Source organism: Roseinatronobacter sp. (genome assembly GCF_051859525.1).
Classification (GTDB): Bacteria; Pseudomonadota; Alphaproteobacteria; order Rhodobacterales; family Rhodobacteraceae; genus Roseinatronobacter.
In genome coordinates this window covers 8,828-29,733 of the sequence record NZ_JBHYFM010000005.1, presented here as the reverse complement: position 1 = coordinate 29,733, position 20,906 = coordinate 8,828, and the positions used below count along the sequence as shown (strand labels likewise).

The following is a 20,906-nucleotide window of genomic DNA, read 5'->3' as shown; positions in this document are numbered from 1 at the left end:
TAGAAAAAGCCCCGCCAGTCAGCGGGGCTTTTTATGTCAACGGCAGCGCTACACCGCTTACGGACCACGCGCCGCATTCAAGCCCTGCCGCGTTTCTGCCGTCGCCAGTTGTGAATGCAGCCGCTCGAACTGTTCGCGCGCAATACCGCGCTGGCCCGCATTCAGGTAGGCATAGGCGCGCAGCATGGCAAGATCGCGCCGCAAACTGCCCTGAACCTGCTCAAGCGCGTTGAAATAGCTGATTGCGTGATGGAAATCGCCAAGGCGGTAGGCGCGCACACCGCGCTGGTCCAGCACGATCGTTTCAATCTCGCGGCGCTGTGACTCATTCAGGTTCACCTGTGACGCGACCTGCGCGCCCTGTTCGGTCATAGTCATCGACAAATAGGCCAGCGCCATACCGAAGGTTGCATCGCGCCCGACATTCGGCCCCAGCCTGTCCCCCACGCGCGCGGCCTGCTGGAAGCCGAACAGCGCTTCGGTCGGGCGGTCATGGCTATAGGCGCACCACGACCGTTCATACAAGACATCCAGCGACCGTGGCCCCGCCGAGGCGGCAAGACAGAGCGCGAATTGTTCCTGTTCTTTCAGGCGACGCACCTCTGCCAGACGCGGATCGCCCTGTATTGGCAGGTTGCGCGACACAGTGTCGGTCGGGGCGGCAACTGCCGGCGCCGGGGCGACCGGGGCGGGCGCGGCAGCGGGTGCAGGGGCAGCGGGGGACGTGGCCTGCTGGGGCTGGGGCTGCGCGGCAGGCTGTGGCGTTGCGGCACCGCCCGTCAGTTCCGCATATAATGCATCGAGTTGGGCCGATGCGCCGCTATTGGCGGCGCGGGCAACGCTGAACAATTCCGCCAGTTGCGACCCTGATGCGACTGCACTTGCCTTTTGCAAGGTCGGCTGCATCTGGCCGAAGCCCGTGCAAGACTGGAGCGCGTTGCGATAGGTGGTCACGGCCGATTGCGTTTGCCCCGCAAGCACATACATATCGGCCAGCAGCCATGCGTTATTGATGCGTTCACATGTCATTATCTGCGGCGACCGGCGGGCCACCGCAATGGCCTGGCCCGCATCGCGGCTGGACACGGCAGCGTCAAACTGACTCTGGGCCTCGTTGGTTTCCAGAACGCGCAGCATATCGGACGGGGGTGTCCAGCCCGCCACACGACTGCGCCCGTCATCAATCAGGCGGCGGGCGGCAGCGAAATCCTTCAGTTCAATGCGCCGCCATATCTCGGCCTCATCGACACCGGCCTGTGTCTGCGGGGGGGCCAGCACCTCATTCAGGTCCGCTGGCGGGCGCCAGTCGGGAAACGCCGCGCGCAAGCGCCGCAATTCTGCCTGCGCAGCAGCGCTGTCATTCTGGGTCAGATAATACCGCAGGGCGCGCAAATCATCATAGCTGGCGGTCTGCGCGAAACTACCGGCGCCGGACGCCAGCAGCATCACAGCAGCAAGCGCGACCGGACGGATATTCAACAACGCATGGGTCATAGCGGCACACATTCCGGAAGGGTTTCATTCGCGGCAATCATCGCAAAAAGTTGCAATGTGGCAGGGTAATAGGGCTGGTCCGGCGTAAAGGGCGGGATTGCCGCGCCAGTTGACTTGCGACCGGAACACATGGCCAGACCGGCAAGCGCCTGATACCCCATATCCGCACTGGTTTCGAGGACGACACCCGACAAGGGTTCAATCACCGTGGGCACCCCGATGCCGGGCTGCACTGTGCGTTCATAAACCGCCACCATGCGCTGAACAGCCGGATGCTGTGGCACGCGGGACCAGATCATGAACAGCGGCACACGCAGCGCTTCATAGCCGGCATTGGGCGACAGCGATTGCGCCCCCCGCACACCGTTTGCCGATATATCAATCCAGTCCGGCACCAACCCTTCAGACGCGATCTGGGCCAACAATGCCTCGCCTTGCTGGGCACAGATGGCCAGCGCGCTGGCGCCGGTCGCTGCGGCCAGTTCGCGCATCGCAACCGGCATGTAATAGGACGGGTTTATTGTCACATGCGTCTCATGGGTAAACCCGAACGCCGCCGGCAGGAAAACGGTCTGGTCCGTGGCGTCCGGCCTTGGGGCGATACATTTTTCCGCCAGCGCCTGTGCGATTTCCTGCGCCCGTGCCAGATAGGTGCGATTGTCAAACCGCCGCGCGGCCCGCACCAGCGCCCATGCATAAAACAGATCCCCGTCAGATGCGTTGTTGCGGTCAGGCACGGGATTGCCCTGCCCCGGCAACCAACGCCACGCCAGCAAGGGATCGGGCCGGATGGCAAGATTGCGTTCCGTCCACTGGAACATGGACTGGAAGCTGGCGGCATCACCGAACACCGTTGCCAGCACCATCCCGTAGCCCTGCCCCTCGGAATGGCTGGCATCGCGCTGCAACCCGTCAATCACGCGCCCGTCACTGGCCAGATACGCGGCCTTCCAGCTGTTCCAGACAGGCATGGCCACATCGGCAAGGTCCACAGTCCCGAAGGAAAACGCAGGCCGCGCCAGCCCCAAGGCCCCGACCGCGCCCAGACCTGAAATCAAGGTTCTTCTTTTCATGTCTTGGTGTCTCTTGTTGAAATGACCAGACGCAGCGCAATGACTGCGGACAGCAACGCCAGAAATAGGATCATAATCGTAAAGAAAATCGGTCTGGCCGATACGAAATTGCCCATTGCATAGCGGAAATTGGTCATTGACCAGGGTTCCAGCAGTATGGGGCGGCGATCGGGCGCGATCCAGTTTTGCCAGTCCCCCTGATGACCCAGTATCGACACCTGCCCGCGCGGTCCGGCACCGTTTGCGCGTGCTGCCGCTATGGCATGTGCAATCTCGTTCATGTCGCTGTCGGGGCTGCGCAGCATCCAGATTTCATCGGGCCGTGTCGCGTCAAGGTGAAACAGCACCGCCTGTCCGCGCCGGTCTTGCAGCCATTGGTTCAACTGCTCGCCAGAGCTGGGGAAAATCCGGTCCGTGGCCCATCTTACACTGTCCCTGATGGCCCCCCAACCATTGCTGAAGGCCCGACCGAACCCAAGCGAGAAGCTGGAATCCTGTTGCCTGCGCCGCTCGAACGGGTCGTCACTGAACGCAAGCGCAGGATCGGACTGGGATGTATCCAGCTGCTGGACCGACAACACCGTGTCCTCCAGCAACCGGCGATCCGCCCTGTGATGTGCGGCGGGCACAGACCCCAGATCATCCAGTGAGATCAGATGCAGCGTTGCGGCGCGCATATCCGCCTGCGAACGCGCAAGTGCCGCCGACAGCATAAGAATATCGGTTTCACTATAGGCGCGCGCGGTCATGTCATTCAGCCGGATGCTGTCGGGCGTCAATGCCCCGAATGCAAGGTTCATGTCAGGAATCGCCATGGACGGGCTATAGGGGACATGCAACGTCGAGGAGTCACCGATTTGCAAAAACGGGCGGTCCACAGCTGGGCAAGGCAGATCCGGCGGATCGCCCGGAACCATCACCTCGAATGTCAGGCGGTTGGCACCCGGCTGAAGGATGCGGGCCTCGAAATCGATGGGAAACTGGGAAATAACCTGCCCCCCCTCATCGCGCAGGGGCAGCAGGCGGATGGCTTCGCCATTGACGCTGATCAGCAACATCGCCTCTCGGGGCAGGCCGGTTGCGTAGATATAATCAAGGTTCAGCCGTGCCTTCGCAGCCGTCAGAACCAGCCAGTCATCTGGCAACCTGAAAGGATGATCGCGGCGCGCATACCGCTGCGAGAAACTTTCGGTGTGCACACCCAAAGCAGACAGGGGGACATCCTGCTCGGGTTGGAGTAGTGGCGCACGGCTGGCGGCGGGCTGCGGGGCAAGCTGGGCGATTGTGGTCAGCACATTTTGCGGCTGGGTATCAGGACCAACTTCCAGCACCATGACATGCGCGCCATCACCGCCAATGTGGAAACTGACGCGCCCGCTGGATGCGGGCAGAATCGTTATTCTGGCAAGCGCGCGGTCCTGCTGCGCCACGGTCCAGTAATCACTGAACCCGAAGGCCACGGGACTGCCCAGCAATGCCTGATTGAAGCTGCGTATCAGGTGCCTGCGCCAGTTTGCGGCCTGTGGCCCCAAACGGTCGATCCCACGAATTTCAACCGGCGCGCCGCCGGCTGTTTGCGCGGCAAAGGCCATCATGAAACTGTCGGCATCGCCGCCGATCTCGCCATAGGCAACCGGCAAGCCGGACTGTTTCAGGTCGAGATCGGTCCACAAGCCGAAGGATGCCTCCGGCCCGCAAAAGATACGATGCCCCTGCACAAATTCGATCTGCACGCCATTGCGGCCCGCAACCAACAGATTGTCGGGAATATCCAGCGACACACCTTCGAACGCGTCGAAATTGCCCAATCCTGCAACACCGATTTCCTGACCATTAAGATGCACACGCATCGATGACCTTTCGGGCAGCAGATCGATGCTGGATTGCGTGACCAGTTGCAACACACGGTGCGCGGATGGCGTGCTGACATACAGATCGAACGCCACCACCTGCCGCTCGCCACTGATGCGGGCCGCCGTCCCAGTGACGGGAATGTTCAAATCCATCAACCGCAAGGGCGACACCCAGCCTTGGCGGCCTGTTTGTGGCATCGCCTCCAGCCCGCGCCGCGCGGGGTCGAAACGGTCCTCGTCCAGCGCCTGCGTCAGGCTGTCCTGCGGGGGTCCATCGGACAGGCCATCCTCGGGCAATAGAATCAGCCCGTCACTGGCAGTTTGTGCCAGCCCTGCGCCCGCCCCCAGAAGGCCGACGCACAATGCGGTCACGCAGCACAGCGCCGGGATCTGCGCCCGCGCCCATGCCAGAAACCCGCGCGCCATCATCGTGGCACCTCCTGATCGGGGTCCGGCTTGAAAACCCGGGCCGGTTGCAAGGGGTTTTGCTGCGTCTGGCGATGTGCCGCAGGCGAATACGGGCGCGGCATATCAGGGTTGATCACCACCGGATCAAATGCCTCGCCGAAGGCCAGAATATGCGCGGGGGCCTGTGTCACGCCGACTTCGGCGCGCTCACGCTCCTCGGCGCGTTTGCGCCGTGCGGGTTCCGCCGCAAGCGCGCGCATCGTGTGATACACACCGCTGAATGCCAGATAGACCACATACCCGAACCCCGCCAACAGGCCCTTGGGTTTGTTCCTGCTTTCGCGGATCGCTTCCCAAACGGCGGAATCGCCAAAAATCAGATGCGCAATCGTTTCGCGCACAACCATTGGCTGTTCGGGGTCATAATGCACACCGACGATCACACCAGCATTGTCGCGCTGCACATTCTGGACCTGCACGCGGACAGCGTTTTCCAGATGCGGCGATTTCGGAAATTCCGGCGTGAAATAGAAAATATAGCCCTTCTCGATTGCCGCGAATTCCGCCATGTCCGTATCTGGGCCGGGCCGCAACAAAAGCCGCGCCCCGCTGGTCGAGGAATCAAGGACCGTCGCCGCCGTGAAACTGAACATGTCATTGCGCCCGATTGCAGCGACCGCGGGCACATTCATATCCACACGCGGCACACCGCGCCGCTGCTGGCGTTCTGCGATGGCGCGCAACGATGCACTGACAATCAAGAAATTGAACACCGCCCAGCCGCCGACAATGGACAGGATGGTCTGGTCACCGGGGAACATGACCCACCGGATGCCCGCCGCCATAACCCCCATCAGGGACAGAACCCAGACAAACAGAAGCGGCTTGAACAGAGGCGAGATGTAATCCTCGATCAGGACTTCATCCTTGGCGGTCACATTGAATTTCGCCCCGCGCGGTTTGAAAATGGTCTTGATGACCACCCCCGACAAATAGGGGGCCTGTGCCGTTTCATACAGTTCCGATATCAGCGGCCAGCGCACCCGTGCATAAAGCGCGTTCTGCACCATGAAGCTGATCGCCATATAGGCGCCCATATAAACAAGCACTTCTTCGATTGTGGCAACGAATATGTGCAGACCAAAGAACAGATAGGCCAAGGGTGCCAGAATGAACACCATCCGCACCAGCGGAAACAGCCAGAAGGTCATGGAATTCAGATAACACAGTCGCTGGCTCAGGCTCATGCCCTTGCGGCGCAGCGGGTTTTTCAGCATCAACAGCTGCATCATACCCGCAGCCCAACGTCCGCGCTGTTCAATGAAGGTCACAAAGGTTTCGGGCTGCAACCCCGCAATCATGGCGTGATCGACATACAGGCTTTTCCAGCCCTTGCTGTGAATTTCCAGCGCGGTTTCTGCATCCTCGGTGATGGTTTCGCCCGCAAAACCGCCCACATCATCCAGCGCGGCGCGGCGTAGAACCGACGCGGACCCGCAGAAGAACGCGCCGCCCCAACGGTCAAGGCCACGGTGCCCCTGATGGTAGAACATCTCGTTTTCAGGCGGGCAGTCATCGCGCAGGCCGATATTGCGGTCAATCGGGTCGGGGTTCAAAAAGAAATGCGGGGTTTGCACCAGAAACAGTTTCGGATCGGCCACGAAATAGCCGACTGTGCGCGCCAGAAAATCACGGCTTGGCACATGGTCGGCATCGAACACGACAACCAGATCCCCGTCCAGCCGTTCCAATGCGGCGGACATATTGCCTGCCTTCGCGTGGACATTGCGCGCGCGTGTCGAATAGACGATGCCCAGTTCAGCACATAGCGCCTGCAAATCCTTGCGCCGCGCGCGCGCCTTGATGGCAATTTCGGGGTTTTCGTGGTTGCAGCGTTCATCCGTGCCCCCGTCATCGCATAAAACCACCGTGCGCTTGTTCGCCGGATAATGCATGTTCTTGGCCGCAGACAATGTTACGGCCAGCATGTCGATAGGCTCGTTATAACTGGGAACAAGAATATCGACTGTCGGCAGGTTCTGCACCGCAACCTTGGGCGGCAAGGTGCGATTGACCGGATCGGCGGTCACAAAGGAGCTGACGAAGAACACCCAGATAGCATAGGTCTCAACCGCGAAAAGCGATACTGCGATAGAAAATTCCAGCGGATTTGACGATGACGGCAGCGTTTCGGTTAGCCGCCATGACCAGTAGCGCATGACAATCGCGCTGGCGATTGCCAGAAGCGCGAAGCGCGCGACAATCGTTTTCATGGTAAAGGGTTTCAGCGCCGCAACCAGCAAAACAGCAAAAAGGCCCAATGCGCCCTGCACCGCCGTAGATGTCGGAATACTGGCCAGAAATGCCAGCGGAATGACAACGGCAAACCAAAGCAGGGCCAGAAACACCTCACTCGGGCGCAGACGCCTATTTGCGATCAACATACTCATTGCACTAACACCCTCTGCTATACTTATTGCAAAACAGGAGAGGCCAGACCAAACGCCCCCTGGCCTATCGGGGCAAGGGCACGCTCAACCGGCCCGGAAATACAGTTTCGAAGCATAATATCCAGCGCGGATGCGCCACGCGGCAAGGCCCGCGCACCCATTTGGGTGCGCCGGAACGCCAGCGCACAGGTCACATCGCCCCCCGGCGCACGCGTCATATAGGTGATATCGCCATATTGGTCGGAAATCGACGTCAGCGAACTGTCAGTCACCGACCCGAAAGGCGCGGGTGCCCCCCCGAACTGGCGCAGCACGTCATCCAGCACCAAACGCGACCGGCTGGCCGTCATATTGGTCTGGGCACGCAGAATAATGGTGTTTTCGCCCTGCAAACTGGTGGAATTCGGCAAGGTGATCCGCTGTTCCAGCGCGCCATCCAATTCGCGTTCAAGGACGATCAGCGCGTTGGGCACATTTATCAGTGCACGCGATGCGGGAACGACACGAAATTCGGTGACCGCTTCGGCAAGCTCCGTGGGGCTGGAGCCGTCAAGGCTGGACAAAAAGCCCCCGTCACAGGCGGACACCGCGAAGGCGGCGATTGCTGATAGAGCACCAACCCGCACAAATGCGGGAATTGCGGCCTGTAAACTGTTCAGCGCGCGAAACTTGTAATCCTTAAACATTGCCCTGCCTGCCGGGGCATGATCCACAAAAACGCCGTCAGGATGCGTTTCATCCTGCCGTCAAAATTACGGATCTGGTCGCTTGACCTGCCCATTACTTGCCCATGCCCAACCGATCAAGCGCCTCTTGCGGGTGCTTTTACCGGAAATTACCGGCATTTCCTGCCGGATATTCTGATTTTCGTACTAAAGTCTACCGCACGGCCTGCCCGTTTGCAACGATTGATAAACCATTCGGGGTTTTGCAGTCTCGAATGCGCATTCATGGCATTGCCACATCGATGATCCATGACGGGTGAAACACCAGTTTCAGACCCAAGGACGACGGAAAAAGGGCGCAGATAGTTTTCTGCGCCCCGCATGTCACAATATATCGTGGGCATCATTGCGGCACGCCATTGTTGCGCATGGGCCACAAATACCGGTTCTGGTCCGGCGTTCCGGTCAGCGCCGCTCGCGTTGTTTGCCAAGTTCCCTGTCCAGAACATTGCGCATTTTGTCAGTCGCGCCGGTCACGGCAGAACGAATGTTGTCGGCGGCATCTTCAGCGGTGACAGGCTGGCGCCCCTCAAGGCGCACTTCAACCTTGCAATGCTTGTCATCAGGGCCGTTCTTCGTCGCGTTCTGGTCGCGCAGATACACTTCCACACGGGTAATCGGACCGGAAACCGCACCAAGTTTGGACTCGATGACTTGCGTGACAAAACGGGTCACATCCTCGCGCCCTTCGATGGTGTTATCGGTGTTTACCTGAATATGCATTTTATGGCCCTTTCCGGCTTGTTATTACACCTCAAGGGTATGCATCATCTTCTGCGGCTTCAAGATTGCGCGGGCGAAATTCGGCGAAATTCGCGTATCGTGCAGGCTGGCGTATCGGCACGCAACGTCAGTTCGGCAGACACCCGCCATTGCGCCTCGTCAAGCTGCGGAAAAAACGTATCGGCATCGGGCACGTCAATATCCACATCTGTAACCAGCAACCGTTCGGCCAGCGGCAAGAACGCCCGATAAATCCCTGCCCCCCCGATGGCGTAAATACGGAAATACCCTGCCTGCCGCGCTGCATCGACCGCGCGATCCAGCGGCACAAACAGCGCATCGGCACTGCCCTCCGCAGGGCGGGACGTGACGACAATGTTCAGCCGCCGCGGCAAGGGGCGCTTTGGCAGGCTGTCCCATGTATTGCGCCCCATCACCACGGCCCCGCCCAGGGTTTCGCGCTGAAAGAACTTCAGATCCTCAGGCGCGTCCCACGGGATTGTATTGTCCCGCCCGATGGCCCCGTTACGCGCCCGTGCAACAATCAGACTGATCATGCGCTACACCGCCACAGGGGCCTTGATCGCCGGATGCGGATCATAGCCTTCAATCTGGAAATCATCATAGCGGAAATCGAAAACCGTATCCGGTGTCCGCAGAATGTTCATTCTGGGCAAGGGGCGCGGGTCGCGCGCAAGCTGCGTGCGCACCTGATCCATATGGTTGGAATAGATATGCGCGTCCCCCAGCGTATGCACAAAACTGCCAAGCCCCAGCCCCGCAACACGCGCCAGCATCATTTGCAAAAGCGCGTAGGACGCAATATTGAACGGAACCCCCAGAAACATATCGGCAGATCGCTGATACAGCTGCAAATGCAGCTTGCCCGCCAGAACCCGCACCTGCCACAAGGTATGACAGGGCGGCAGCGCCATTTCCGGCACATCGGGCGGGTTCCATGCCGATACGATCATGCGGCGGCTGTCGGGGGCCTGCAGAATCATGCGCTGCAATTCTGTAATCTGGTCAACACCACCGAAGTCACGCCATTGCCGCCCGTAAACCGGCCCCAGATCGCCCGACGCGTCGGCCCATTCATCCCAGATACGGACGCCGTTTTCCTTCAGGTAGCCAATATTCGTGTCACCTGACAGAAACCACAGCAATTCATGGATGATGGATTTCAGGTGCACTTTCTTGGTTGTCACCAACGGGAACCCGTCTTCCAGATCATAGCGCATCTGCATCCCGAACACCGACAGCGTGCCTGTTCCGGTGCGGTCCTCTGATGGGGTGCCATGGTCCAGAATATGCTGCAAACCATCCAGATACTGTTTCACGTTGTCCCCGTCCCGCAATATGTTGTGGATGAGTTGCACAATGGCGGGAACGCGCTGATTCTGGAACCCCCAAGGGCATTGAACAGGGCGGAAATTCAGTTACCATGTTCACCAAAAGGAGCAAGCACCATGAAATACCTGCACACGATGGTCCGCGTCAAAGATCTTGATGCCACGATCGCATTCTTCAAACTTCTGGGACTGGAAGAAACCCGCCGCCATGACAGTGAAAAAGGGCGCTTTACGCTGGTCTTCCTTGCCCCGCCGGGACAACCCGAATGCCCTGTCGAACTGACGTATAACTGGGACGGTGATGACGGCCTGCCATCAGACAGCCGCCATTTCGGGCATCTGGCCTATGAGGTTGCCGATATTTACGCCAAATGCGCGGAATTGCAGGCGGCAGGCGTCACAATAAACCGCCCGCCCCGTGACGGGAACATGGCATTTGTCCGTTCGCCCGACAATGTGTCAATCGAATTGCTGCAAGCAGGTGACGCCCTGCCCCCGCAAGAACCATGGGCCAGCATGGGCAATACCGGCCATTGGTAGGGCGCGCTCTCAGGCGCGCTGCACCGGCGCGAAGAAAATACCATCGTCCAGCACTGACTGGACGGTGGCGCGTTTCACCACAGGATCGTCCTGCGCGAATGCATAGGTCAGCGACATATCGCAAAGCTGGTTGATCAGTCGCGGCACACCGCCGGTGACGTCAAATATCAGCATCGCGGCCTGCTTGCTGAACACACTGGACCGCCCGCCCGCGATTTTCAGGCGATGCGCGATATAATGCGCGACTGTATCCATTTTCATATAGGGAAGATGGTAGTTCGCGGCCACGCGTTGTGCGAACTGCACCAGATCGGGGCGGCGCACATGATCGCGCAGTTCCGGCTGGCCAATCAGGAAAAGCTGCAACACTTCTTCCTTGCCCAAGTTGATATTCGTCAGCATGCGCAGTTCTTCCAGCGCTTCGGGCGACAGGTTTTGCGCTTCATCGATGACCAGCAGAACGCGACGGCCTTCATTGTATTCCTGAATAAGGAATTCCTGAACTTTCAGAAACTTGCCCTCCTCGCTCAGGTCGGATTTCGTAAGCTCGGGCAGCAGCCATTGCAGGATATCGCGCGTATTGGGGCGCGTATTCGTGACCAGCGCAATGGACAGGGAATCGTCATCTTCTGCTTCTTCAATGAAATGCTGCAACAACACAGTCTTGCCCGCGCCGATTTCGCCGGTCAGCATTGTGATGGGCGAGCGTGTCGCCAGCCCGTATTGCAACATGGCATAGGCCCCGCGCGCAGCATCGGACCAGAACAGGAATTCCGGGTCTGGTGTCAGGGAAAACGGCCGCTGATGCAGGCCGAAATGATCCAGATATGAAGAAAAACTATGTGCCATTGATCCCTGAAGCCGGTACTAACGCCAATCGATATGCTACTTGCATCGGTCTACAGGCCGGATGTGACAAAATTCAAGCTGAAACAAGTCAAGGTCATGGCAAGTTCGCGACGCGCCTTGTGCCCTAAGCAGGGCCTGATTTCGGACTGGCAGCGATTCGCGTCAACCTTTCATGCTATGGGCTATTTTCTGGCCGAATCTGGACAGGATCACGGCCTATCACATCAAAGGGCCCCGTCTTTCGGCGTCTTTCCATCAACAATATGCAGATTACTGAAGGACCATTCATGATACATCAACAATGCCGGCAGCCCGGCTTATGAATCCGTATAAATCCTTCGTGACGAACAACTTTTTTGCCCCCCAGACTTCATAAGTATTGTATCAAAATTTAATGTTTAAGAATTTGGTAAGCGCTGTCACGGGCATTGCTGGCCAATATAAGTCGATCAGGACAAGTAGCATGAGTAGTATCTCGACCAGTGACAGTTTCTTGCGGTTGCGGACAAACGCACAGCGCGTGCCCGTCCCGCGCGACTTGCCGCGCGGGGTATATGCCCGCCTTGGCAAACGCATGCTGGATATCGCGCTGGTCCTTATGCTGCTGCCCATTGCCATTCCGGTCATTGCCATCAGTGCCCTGATGATCGTGGCCGGCGGCAACAGCCCCTTTTATGCCCAGCAACGCGTTGGCCAGTTTGGCAGGGTGTTCCGGATCTGGAAATTGCGTACAATGCACGCAGATGCGGACCAGCGCCTTCAGGCGCTTCTGGCCGAGAATGCCGCATTGCGCAACGAATGGAACACCAGACAGAAACTGCAGAATGACCCCCGCATCACACGGGTCGGGCATTTCCTGCGGCAAACCTCGATTGATGAACTGCCCCAGATATTCAACGTCCTGCGCGGCGACATGAGTCTGCTTGGCCCGCGCCCGATGATGCTTGATCAGGTCAAACTCTATGGTGCCTCCCTGCCCGCCTATCTGGCGCTGCGCCCGGGCATTTCGGGCTTGTGGCAGGTGACCGAACGCAATGATGCCAATTTTGAACAGCGCGCCATGATCGATGCAGAATACGCCGCCACCCTCAGCTTCGCGAACGATCTGCGTCTTGTGGCGAAAACCATCAAGGTCGTGCTGCGCAGCACCGGTATCTGAACCGCCATGCGCCTGATCGCCAAAGACACGCGACATGGTCAAAATGATACGGGTCGCTTGCAACCGGTAGAAGACAATGTCAAAGCGGCGCTTATGGCCCCCAGAAACGTGACATTTTCGACCAAAGCCAACAGCCCCGTCGTATTGGCGCTGGTGGCCATAACATGTCTGCCGGAAATCCTGTTGACGCTGCTGGGCGCGACATTCAGCGCGGCCCCCGAATGGCGCATGACCACCATCGCATACGGGGCGTTCTGGAACGGGCTGTTGCGTGGCTGGGACCCGCTTTACCCCTTCCAGCGCGAGGTGATGTTCATAAGCTACGCCTTCCTGCATGGCGGGTTGATGCACCTGTTGGGCAATATGGTCGCGGTTCTGGCGTTGGGGGGCATTGTCGTTGCCCGTATCGGCCAGAAGGGTTTCTTGCTGCTCTATGCGCTAAGCACATTGGGCGGGGCCGCAGGGTTTGCACTTCTGTCAGGGTCCGAATCGCCCATGGTCGGCGCATCAGGGGCTGTGTTCGGCCTGATCGGGGCGTGGAAATTCTGGGAATGGCAAGCGCGACAACATTTCGGCAGCCCTATGCGCCCCCTTTGGATGTCCTTGCTGGGTCTGGCCATTCTGAACATCGTGCTATGGGTGCTTCTGTCCGGTTTGCTGGCATGGGAAGCGCATCTTGGCGGGTTTCTGGCGGGTGTGCTGTTTGCGGCCCTTGTGACGCCAACCCTGCGCTACCGAGTATAAATGCTAGGCTGGCAACAGCCCCACGGCGCGCAGCCTTGGCAGGTTTGAGCGGCTGACCGGAACAATCGCACCATCTTGCATAACAAGACCTATCCTGCCCTGATGACGTTCAACCCGCGTTATGGCGGCCAACGCCACCCAATGCGATCTGTGAACCCGAAGGCCTGCCCCCTGAAGCGCGGCTTCCGCATCGGCCATGCGCATCAGGACCAGTTCGGACCCGTTTTGCGTGACAACAAGCAGATAATGATCCTGCGCTTCCAGCCGGATCAGTGGCCCGCGCTTGGACAGGGGCACCCGCGCCATGAATGCGTCATGTGCGTCTGCCTGCGCATCAGGCACTTGGGGCGGACGCAGTCGGGTCATACCCACATGAACAGCGGCGGCGACTACCAGCACAATCATGATCAACCACAAAAGGCTGGCAATATCCCCCCCCTGCCAGCCCGGAAACAGCCAGACATTCACACCGAAAATACCCGCTGCCAGAATGACCGCATAGGCGACACTGCCCGCAAGCGCGCTTGCCCTGTGCGCGGGCAGATAGTGCTGCATATGACGAATGGCGAAATGCAACCCGATGGCACAGGCAATCACGCCGCCCCAATACCCCGCACGCGGACCCGGGGCCAGCGCATCCATTGTGCCGAACGGACCAGCCAGCGTGGCCAGCACTGTCAAACCTAACCACAGAAAACCAACGCTGCGCGATTCACGAAGCGCGACCTGCAAAGCCCTTGAATGCGCGGTCATACACGAAACCCTATCTACACTCCACGCAACCTTTATTGCCGCGCCCTGCGACCGAATGCAAACCCTGCAGCAGTTTTCCAACAACAGGAACGGCATCGAAATGACACCAAATCTGCACCCGCTTTTGAACACAACGCTGGCCATACAGGTTCACACAGCCAGCGCGCTGCTTGCGATCATCGTGACCCTGCTGATTTTCACACGCCCAAGGGGGTCGCGCGCACATCGCATGCTGGGCTGGATATGGGTTGGGGCCATGCTGACAGTTGCCGTCACCAGCTTCGGCATTACCCATGGCGGGCCGGTACTGGGCTATGGCTGGATACACCTGCTGTCTGTCTGGGTGGTCGCAGGCATCATCTATGCCCTTGTCCAGATCAGGCGCGGACGAACCGCGCGCCATCGCGGCATGATGCTGGGCATGGTTTGGGGCGGGCTGGTGATCGCGGGGCTGTTTACCCTTTCGCCCGGACGCATCATGCACGCGGTTCTGATCGGGGGCTAGGCCGTCAGCCCTTCCGGCTCATTCAGGCCATTGGCACGGCAGGCCGCTGTCACGGTATTGGCCAGCAGGCAGGCAATGGTCATCGGCCCGACACCGCCGGGCACCGGGGTAATCGCACCGGCAATGGCGGCGGCGCTGTCAAAATGCACATCCCCCACCAGCTTGTTGCGCCCGTCACGTTCCACACGGTTGATGCCCACATCAATAACTGTCGCGCCAGGTTTGACCCAATCGCCCTGTATCATTTCAGGGCGTCCCACGGCAGCTACCAGAATATCTGCGCTGCGGCACATGGCGGGCAGGTCCTTCGTGCGCGAATGCGCGATGGTCACCGTACAGCTGTCCCCCAACAACAGCTGCGCCATGGGTTTGCCCACAATATTGGACCGGCCGACAACAACGGCAGTCATGCCCGACAAATCGCCGTGATAATCGCGCAGCATCATCAGGCAGCCCAGCGGGGTGCAGGGCACCATGCTTTTCTGTCCGGTCCCCAACAGGCCGACATTCGAAATATGGAACCCGTCCACATCCTTGGCAGGATCAATCGCGTTGATCACCAGATCGGAATCCAGATGCGCCGGAAGCGGCAGTTGCACCAGAATCCCGTGCACATCAGGGTCACGGTTCAGCCGGTCGATCACTGCCAGCAATTCGGCTTCGGATATGTCATCCGCCAGCTTGTGCTCGTAGGAGTTCATACCCACCTCAAGCGTCTGCTTGCCCTTGGACCGCACATAGACCTGACTGGCAGGATCTTCCCCCACCAGCACAACAGCCAGCCCCGGTGTCAGGCCGTGATCCGCCTTCAGCCTGTCCACATGTGCCGCGACCTTCGCGCGAACCCGTGCTGCAAATTCCTTACCGTCGATAATAGCCGCGCTCATGTGTCGATCCTTTTGTCAGTCCCGGCCCGCAACGCCCGTGTCGTCGGGCGATACGCGCTTACGTGTGCCAGACGCCCATAGGGGATGGTGGGCGGGGCGATGCGCGCGGCATACCGCGCGCGAGCGTCCGTCCACCACCCCCCGACGGGCGGAATTGTCAGAACAAACCCTCGATCAGCCCTTCGTCATTGAACCTGATCGATTGCGCCGCCGGTTTGCGCGGCAGGCCCGGCATGGTCATGATTTCACCGCAGATCACCACAATGAACCCCGCCCCTGCCGACAGGCGCACTTCCCGCACCGGCACCGAATGGTTGACAGGTGCGCCGCGGCGGTTCGGGTCCGTGGTAAAGGAATATTGCGTCTTGGCCATACAGACCGGCAAATGGCCATATCCAGCCGCTTCCCATTCCTTCAACTGGTTGCGGATCTTGCCATCTGCCAGAACCTCGTCGGCGCGGTAAATGCGCCGCGCGACGGTCTCGATCTTCTCGAATAATGGCATGTCATCGCCATATAGGGGCGCGAATTGTGCGCGGTCCCCATCGGCGATTTCCGCAACGCGGGTGGCCAGTTCGGAAATACCCGCAGACCCCTGCGCCCAGTGACGGCACAGGATCGCTTCTGCACCCAGCGATGCGACATATTCCTGAACGGCGGCAACTTCGGCATCGGTGTCGGAATGGAAATGGTTGATCGCCACAACGACCGGCACCCCGAAGGATTTGACGTTCTCGACATGGCGGCCCAGATTGGGGCAGCCCTTCTTCACCGCGTCCACATTCTCCGAACCCAGATCCGCTTTTGCAACGCCACCATTCATTTTCATGGCGCGCACTGTCGCCACGATCACCGCAACCGAAGGCGTCAGCCCCGCTTTGCGGCACTTGATGTTGAAAAACTTCTCTGCGCCCAGATCGGCCCCGAAACCGGCTTCGGTCACGACATAATCGGCAAGGCCCAGCGCGGTTTGCGTGGCCACCACCGAATTGCAGCCATGCGCGATATTTGCAAACGGGCCACCATGCACAAAGGCAGGGTTGTTTTCCAGCGTCTGCACCAGATTGGGCTGCATCGCATCCTTCAGCAGCACGGTCATCGCACCTTCTGCACCAATATCGCGGCAATAGATGGGGGACTTGTCGCGCCTGTAGGCAATCACAATGTCACCAAGGCGGCTTTGCAGGTCTTCCAGATCGGCAGCAAGGCACAGGATCGCCATCACTTCCGACGCCACAGTAATGTCAAACCCCGTCTGGCGCGCAAACCCGTTCGACACCCCGCCAAGGCTGACGACCATATCGCGCAGCGCACGGTCATTCATGTCCATGACACGACGCCATGTGATGCGGCGCTCGTCAATCTCCAGCTCGTTGCCCCAATAGATATGGTTGTCGATCATCGCCGACAGCAGGTTATGCGCAGATGTGATGGCGTGGAAATCGCCGGTGAAATGCAGGTTCATGTCTTCCATCGGCACGACTTGCGCATAGCCGCCGCCAGCCGCGCCGCCCTTCATGCCGAAATTCGGCCCAAGGCTGGCTTCGCGGATGCAGATCGCGGCGTTTTTGCCGATTGCATTCAGACCGTCACCCAAACCAACCGTGGTGGTGGTCTTCCCCTCGCCCGCAGGGGTCGGGTTGATCGCGGTGACAAGGATCAGCTTGCCGCGCTTGCGCGCACGCGCATCGGCCACGAATTCCTGAGAGACCTTGGCCTTGTCATGCCCGAAGGGCAGAAGATGCTCGGACGGGATGCCAAGTTTTGCACCAATGTCCTGAATGGGCTTCTTCTTTGCCTCGCGGGCGATCTCGATATCGGTCTTGAAGGTCATTGCTTTTCCCTGCGGTAAGATGTCGCTGCTGCAACAGGTATAACGGGGCCGGTCGGAACACACAGCCGCGATTCCGACATTTTCGGCACCGGAAACGCCTTTCATATTTCCGATTGGAAACCAAAGGCCACCAGCGGGAAACACGGGGGCCGACCAATAAAAAAAGGCACGGGTAAAACCCCGTGCCTTTCTGGTCTGTCGCGCTAGGATCAGCCTTTCTTCAGGCAACGATTCCCCAGCACTTCGGCAATCTGTACCGCATTCAGGGCCGCGCCCTTGCGCAGGTTGTCGGACACACACCACAGGTTCAACCCGTTTTCGATGGTCGAATCCTGCCGGATGCGGCTGATATAGGTCGCATATTCGCCCACACATTCGACCGGCGTGATGTATCCGCCAGCCTCGCGCTTGTCGACAACCAGAATACCGGGGGCTTCGCGCAGGATATCGCGGGCTTCATCCTCGTCCAGAAAATCCTCGAACTCGATATTGATCGACTCGGAATGCCCGACAAAGACCGGCACGCGCACACAGGTTGCTGTAACCTTGATCTTGGGGTCCACGATCTTCTTGGTTTCGGCGACCATCTTCCATTCTTCCTTGGTCGCGCCGTCTTCCATGAACACATCGATATGCGGGATCACATTGAACGCGATCTGCTTGGGATAGACGCTTGGCGCGACTTCCTGACCGGGGACATAAACGCCCTTGGTCTGGTTCCACAGCTCGTCAATGGCTTCCTTGCCCGATCCCGACACCGATTGATAGGTGCTGACCACCACGCGCTTGATGCGGGCGCGGTCATGCAGCGGCTTCAGCGCGACAACCATCTGCGCGGTGGAACAGTTCGGGTTGGCGATGATGTTTTTCTTGGTGTAGCCGTCCACCGCTTCGGCATTCACTTCCGGCACCACCAGCGGCACATCAGGGTCATAGCGATACAGGGACGAATTGTCGATCACCACACAGCCCGCCTTGGCCGCGATGGGGGCGTATTTCTGCGTTGCCTCGGACCCGATGGCAAACAAGGCCATGTCCCAGCCGGTGAAATCGAACTGTTCCAGATCCTGACATTTCAAAGTTCGGTCGCCAAAGCTGACTTCGGTCCCCTGAGAGCGGCGCGACGCCAGCGCAGCAATCTCGTCAACCGGAAACTCGCGTTCAGCGAGGATGTTCAGCATTTCGCGGCCCACATTCCCTGTGGCACCGACAACGACGACTCTATAGCCCATATTGGCCTCCTTGAAACAAGTGAGTGGGCACATAACGCATCCATGGCGAAAGGTGAAGGGGCGCTGGAATGTCTTGCCCCATTGGCAGCGTTTTGCCCCTGTGCCGCGCGGGGCAGTGCCGCCAGCGGGTCGTGACTCAGTTCGGCACATAAATTAATCACACTGCCTTAAAATTAATCACGCACCATTCGGGCACAGGCTGTGCCAGCGCATTCCAACGGGCATCAACGCGGCGGGGCTGGATTGGTCCCCCGCGCCCTTGCTAGCGACACATCAGAACCCGAGGTGCGCATGATCCCGCTGAAACTGCCAGACCCCCACCAACGCAGCAAGGGCCTTGCCCGCGCTGGCTTTTTTGCGCAGGGCGGGCGGGCCGTCTTGGGGGATCTGTATCAGCAGGGGTCCGCCAAACTAATTGTTTTGTCGGGGCCGGAACTGGTGTTTCTGAACACATCGGGCGGGTTGACAGGGGGCGACAGGCTGGGCCTGAACATCACGCTGGGCGCAGGCTGCCGCCTGACCGCCACCACCCAGACGGCCGAACGCGCCTATCGCAGCACAACGGGCGCGGCACATGTCGATATTACCATGAGTGTGGGCGATGGCGCGCATCTGGACTGGCTGCCACAAGAAACCATCCTGTTTGACGCCGCGCAGCTGCGGCGGCGCACCATTATCACACTGGGCGAGGGCGCAAGTTGCCTGATGGCCGAAACCGTGGTTCTGGGACGCGCCGCCATGAACGAACAGGTCACCGCGCTGGATTTCCACGACTGGCGGCTGGTGCAGCACGCCAACGCGCCCTGCCATGCCGAGGGGTTCGCGCTGGATGCCGCGCGCCTGAACAGTCGCGCCGCAGGGCTGGCGGGCATGCGCGCGTTTTCCACGCTGGTTCTGGTCGCGGATGGCGCACAGGACAAGCTGGCACTGGCGCGCACGGCCCTGCACCCCGACCCTGACGTAAACGCCGCCGCATCCGCAATGCCTGGGCGGCTGGTGGTGCGCCTGATGGCGCGCGACAACTGGCCCTTGCGGCAACAAATGGTGCGGCTGTTGCAGGCGCTGCGCCCGTCCGCCCTTCCCCGTGTCTGGCAAATGTGAGTGAGCATAGATGAACCTGAACCCTCGTGAAAAAGACAAGCTGCTGGTGGCGCTGGCTGCCATGGTCGCGCGCAACCGGCTGGCGCGCGGCGTCAAGCTGAACCACCCCGAGGCCATCGCGCTGATCACCGATTATGTGGTCGAAGGGGCGCGCGATGGGCGCAGCGTGGCCGACCTGATGCAGGCAGGCGCGCATGTCATCACGGCTGATCAATGCATGGACGGCATTCCGTCCATGATCCATTCCGTGCAGGTCGAGGCCACGTTTCCCGATGGCACGAAACTGGTCACCGTTCACCACCCCATCCGCGAAAGGGCAAGCGCATGATCCCGGGCGAAATCTTTACCCCTGATGGCGAGTTGGACGTGAATGCAGGCCAGCCGGTGACCATATTGATGGTGGCCAATACCGGCGACCGCCCCATTCAGGTGGGCAGCCATTTCCATTTCGCCGAGGCCAATGCCGGCCTTGAATTCGACCGCGCTGCCGCGCGCGGGCTGCGGCTGGACATTCCCGCCGGAACCGCCGTGCGCTTTGAACCGGGCCAGCGGCGCGACGTGGCGCTGGTGCCCTATGGCGGGGCGCGCGTGGTCTACGGGTTCAATGCCAAGGTCATGGGGGCGCTGTAAATGTCATATAAGATCACACGCGAAGCCTATGCCGACATGTATGGCCCCACTGTGGGCGACAAGGTGCGGCTGGGCGACACCGACCTGATAATCGAGGTGGAACGCGACCTGATTGCGGAACGCGGCGGCTATGGCGAGGAAGTCAAGTTCGGCGGCGGCAAGGTCATCCGCGACGGGATGGGCCAGTCGCAACTGACGCGCGCACAGGGGGCCATGGACACGGTCATCACGAATGCGCTGATTGTCGATCATACCGGCATCATCAAGGCCGATGTGGGCCTGCGTGGCGGGCGTATTGCCAAGATCGGCAAGGCCGGAAACCCCGACACGCAGCCCGGCGTTGATGTCATCATCGGGCCGGGCACCGAAATCATCGCGGGCGAAGGCAAGATCCTGACCGCTGGCGGGTTTGATGCGCATATCCATTTCATCTGCCCGCAACAGATTGACGATGCGCTGCATTCGGGCCTGACCACCATGCTGGGCGGCGGCACCGGCCCCGCACATGGCACGCTGGCCACCACCTGCACCCCCGGCCCGTGGCATCTGGGGCGCATGATGCAGGCCGCGGATGCATTTCCCATGAACCTGGCC

At 59.8% G+C, this 20,906-nt stretch carries 21 protein-coding genes; 8 read left to right on the top strand and 13 right to left on the bottom strand.

The window, feature by feature from the left end:
• Nucleotides 1–57 precede the first annotated feature (57 nt).
• From ACTIE1_RS06545 to ACTIE1_RS06510, 8 genes are all read right to left on the bottom strand, one after another.
• Nucleotides 58–1,494 carry a hypothetical protein gene (locus ACTIE1_RS06545; protein ID WP_439561050.1) on the bottom strand — a complete coding sequence of 479 codons (1,437 nt, stop codon included), beginning with the start codon at nucleotides 1,492–1,494 and terminating at the stop codon, nucleotides 58–60.
• Nucleotides 1,491–2,567 (bottom strand): glycosyl hydrolase family 8, encoded by a 1,077-nt coding sequence (locus ACTIE1_RS06540; RefSeq protein WP_439561051.1) that lies wholly within the window; start codon nucleotides 2,565–2,567, stop codon nucleotides 1,491–1,493. Before ACTIE1_RS06540 ends, ACTIE1_RS06545 begins: the two co-directional genes overlap by 4 nt.
• Nucleotides 2,564–4,849 carry a cellulose biosynthesis cyclic di-GMP-binding regulatory protein BcsB gene (locus tag ACTIE1_RS06535; protein WP_439561052.1) on the bottom strand — a complete coding sequence of 762 codons (2,286 nt, stop codon included), beginning with the start codon at nucleotides 4,847–4,849 and terminating at the stop codon, nucleotides 2,564–2,566. The genes ACTIE1_RS06540 and ACTIE1_RS06535 overlap by 4 nt, the downstream gene beginning before the upstream one ends.
• Nucleotides 4,846–7,278: a UDP-forming cellulose synthase catalytic subunit gene (gene bcsA / locus ACTIE1_RS06530; RefSeq protein WP_439561053.1), complete on the bottom strand. Its 2,433-nt coding sequence runs from the start codon at nucleotides 7,276–7,278 to the stop codon at nucleotides 4,846–4,848. Before bcsA ends, ACTIE1_RS06535 begins: the two co-directional genes overlap by 4 nt.
• A 23-nt stretch (nucleotides 7,279–7,301) precedes the next feature.
• Entirely contained in the window at nucleotides 7,302–7,964 is a 663-nt protein-coding gene (locus ACTIE1_RS06525; protein ID WP_439561054.1) for a hypothetical protein, read from the bottom strand.
• Between the two features lie 444 nt (nucleotides 7,965–8,408).
• The gene (locus tag ACTIE1_RS06520; RefSeq protein ID WP_439561055.1) at nucleotides 8,409–8,726 is read right to left on the bottom strand and encodes an HPF/RaiA family ribosome-associated protein; all 318 of its coding nucleotides are present in this window, start codon (nucleotides 8,724–8,726) and stop codon (nucleotides 8,409–8,411) included.
• A 59-nt stretch (nucleotides 8,727–8,785) separates the two neighbouring features.
• Complete coding sequence (locus ACTIE1_RS06515) at nucleotides 8,786–9,283, bottom strand: dihydrofolate reductase (RefSeq protein WP_439561056.1); 498 nt, start codon at nucleotides 9,281–9,283, stop codon at nucleotides 8,786–8,788.
• A 3-nt stretch (nucleotides 9,284–9,286) separates the two neighbouring features.
• Complete coding sequence (locus ACTIE1_RS06510) at nucleotides 9,287–10,066, bottom strand: thymidylate synthase (protein ID WP_439561057.1); 780 nt, start codon at nucleotides 10,064–10,066, stop codon at nucleotides 9,287–9,289.
• 129 nt (nucleotides 10,067–10,195) lie between these two features.
• Between ACTIE1_RS06510 and ACTIE1_RS06505 the strand changes: the two genes are divergently transcribed.
• Complete coding sequence (locus tag ACTIE1_RS06505) at nucleotides 10,196–10,618, top strand: VOC family protein (RefSeq protein ID WP_439561058.1); 423 nt, start codon at nucleotides 10,196–10,198, stop codon at nucleotides 10,616–10,618.
• Nucleotides 10,619–10,627: 9 nt separating this feature from the next.
• Here the strand turns inward: ACTIE1_RS06505 and ACTIE1_RS06500 are convergent, their stop codons facing one another.
• Nucleotides 10,628–11,467, bottom strand: coding sequence for an ExeA family protein (locus ACTIE1_RS06500; protein WP_439561059.1), 840 nt, complete (start codon nucleotides 11,465–11,467; stop codon nucleotides 10,628–10,630).
• A gap of 463 nt (nucleotides 11,468–11,930) precedes the next feature.
• Here ACTIE1_RS06500 and ACTIE1_RS06495 point away from each other — a divergent pair, with 463 nt between their 5' ends.
• Both ACTIE1_RS06495 and ACTIE1_RS06490 read left to right on the top strand, forming a co-directional pair.
• Nucleotides 11,931–12,626, top strand: a complete 696-nt coding sequence (locus ACTIE1_RS06495; protein ID WP_439561060.1) for a sugar transferase — start codon at nucleotides 11,931–11,933, stop codon at nucleotides 12,624–12,626.
• Between the two features lie 93 nt (nucleotides 12,627–12,719).
• Nucleotides 12,720–13,370 (top strand): rhomboid family intramembrane serine protease, encoded by a 651-nt coding sequence (locus ACTIE1_RS06490; protein WP_439561061.1) that lies wholly within the window; start codon nucleotides 12,720–12,722, stop codon nucleotides 13,368–13,370.
• Nucleotides 13,371–13,373: 3 nt separating this feature from the next.
• Here the strand turns inward: ACTIE1_RS06490 and ACTIE1_RS06485 are convergent, their stop codons facing one another.
• Nucleotides 13,374–14,123 carry a LytTR family DNA-binding domain-containing protein gene (locus tag ACTIE1_RS06485; protein ID WP_439561062.1) on the bottom strand — a complete coding sequence of 250 codons (750 nt, stop codon included), beginning with the start codon at nucleotides 14,121–14,123 and terminating at the stop codon, nucleotides 13,374–13,376.
• A 100-nt stretch (nucleotides 14,124–14,223) separates the two neighbouring features.
• Here ACTIE1_RS06485 and ACTIE1_RS06480 point away from each other — a divergent pair, with 100 nt between their 5' ends.
• Nucleotides 14,224–14,628, top strand: coding sequence for a DUF2306 domain-containing protein (locus ACTIE1_RS06480; RefSeq protein ID WP_439561063.1), 405 nt, complete (start codon nucleotides 14,224–14,226; stop codon nucleotides 14,626–14,628).
• On the opposite strand, the gene folD is transcribed toward ACTIE1_RS06480, so the two are convergent.
• The 3 genes from folD to ACTIE1_RS06465 all read right to left on the bottom strand — a co-directional run bounded on the left by folD (nucleotide 14,625) and on the right by ACTIE1_RS06465 (nucleotide 18,581).
• The gene (gene folD, locus ACTIE1_RS06475; RefSeq protein WP_439561064.1) at nucleotides 14,625–15,515 is read right to left on the bottom strand and encodes a bifunctional methylenetetrahydrofolate dehydrogenase/methenyltetrahydrofolate cyclohydrolase FolD; all 891 of its coding nucleotides are present in this window, start codon (nucleotides 15,513–15,515) and stop codon (nucleotides 14,625–14,627) included. The genes ACTIE1_RS06480 and folD overlap by 4 nt on opposite strands.
• Nucleotides 15,516–15,672: 157 nt before the next feature.
• Nucleotides 15,673–17,349: a formate--tetrahydrofolate ligase gene (locus ACTIE1_RS06470; RefSeq protein ID WP_439561065.1), complete on the bottom strand. Its 1,677-nt coding sequence runs from the start codon at nucleotides 17,347–17,349 to the stop codon at nucleotides 15,673–15,675.
• Between the two features lie 209 nt (nucleotides 17,350–17,558).
• Nucleotides 17,559–18,581: an aspartate-semialdehyde dehydrogenase gene (locus tag ACTIE1_RS06465; RefSeq protein ID WP_439561066.1), complete on the bottom strand. Its 1,023-nt coding sequence runs from the start codon at nucleotides 18,579–18,581 to the stop codon at nucleotides 17,559–17,561.
• Between the two features lie 291 nt (nucleotides 18,582–18,872).
• Here ACTIE1_RS06465 and ACTIE1_RS06460 point away from each other — a divergent pair, with 291 nt between their 5' ends.
• From ACTIE1_RS06460 to ACTIE1_RS06445, 4 genes are all read left to right on the top strand, one after another.
• Nucleotides 18,873–19,682, top strand: a complete 810-nt coding sequence (locus tag ACTIE1_RS06460) for an urease accessory protein UreD (RefSeq protein WP_439561192.1) — start codon at nucleotides 18,873–18,875, stop codon at nucleotides 19,680–19,682.
• Nucleotides 19,683–19,692: 10 nt separating this feature from the next.
• The gene (locus tag ACTIE1_RS06455; protein ID WP_439561067.1) at nucleotides 19,693–20,010 is read left to right on the top strand and encodes an urease subunit gamma; all 318 of its coding nucleotides are present in this window, start codon (nucleotides 19,693–19,695) and stop codon (nucleotides 20,008–20,010) included.
• Complete coding sequence (locus ACTIE1_RS06450) at nucleotides 20,007–20,312, top strand: urease subunit beta (protein ID WP_439561068.1); 306 nt, start codon at nucleotides 20,007–20,009, stop codon at nucleotides 20,310–20,312. The genes ACTIE1_RS06455 and ACTIE1_RS06450 overlap by 4 nt, the downstream gene beginning before the upstream one ends.
• The coding region (locus ACTIE1_RS06445; protein ID WP_439563310.1) for an amidohydrolase family protein at nucleotides 20,313–20,906 on the top strand (594 nt) is incomplete at its 3' end.